1 protein-coding gene is annotated in these 314 nt (G+C 39.8%); it reads right to left on the bottom strand.

The genetic code is table 11. From position 1 onward, the window contains the following. Window positions 1–314, bottom strand: a 314-nt coding sequence (locus C1E99_RS09290) for a YhjD/YihY/BrkB family envelope integrity protein (RefSeq protein ID WP_161951178.1), incomplete at both ends; no start/stop codon positions are given.

The following is a 314-nucleotide window of genomic DNA, read 5'->3' as shown; positions in this document are numbered from 1 at the left end:
ATAACCAAGGCGGCAAACAGAGCCATTAAACCTACTAACTGTGTTTGACTAAGAAGTCCCTTCAGCCAGGCATCTTCAATAGGAACCAGCTTATTAATATAAGAAAAAACTGCCTGCCCGAAAGTCAAAAGCGTAATACTTAAGAGGATAATTACCTGCAGACCAATTCCTAAAAATATGCCAATCAAGTGCCCAATAATAAAATCACGGTGTTCATTGATGCCATAAGCCTTATTAAAGGCCTTCTGCAAAATGGTCATACTACGTGACAGGGTCCAAAGAGTGGTCAGAATTGAAATCCCTAACCATGATGA

It is taken from the genome of Streptococcus suis (genome assembly GCF_002964045.1).
GTDB classification, from domain to species: Bacteria; Bacillota; Bacilli; order Lactobacillales; family Streptococcaceae; genus Streptococcus; species Streptococcus suis_U.
This window is presented reverse-complemented; position numbering and strand designations above follow the sequence as displayed.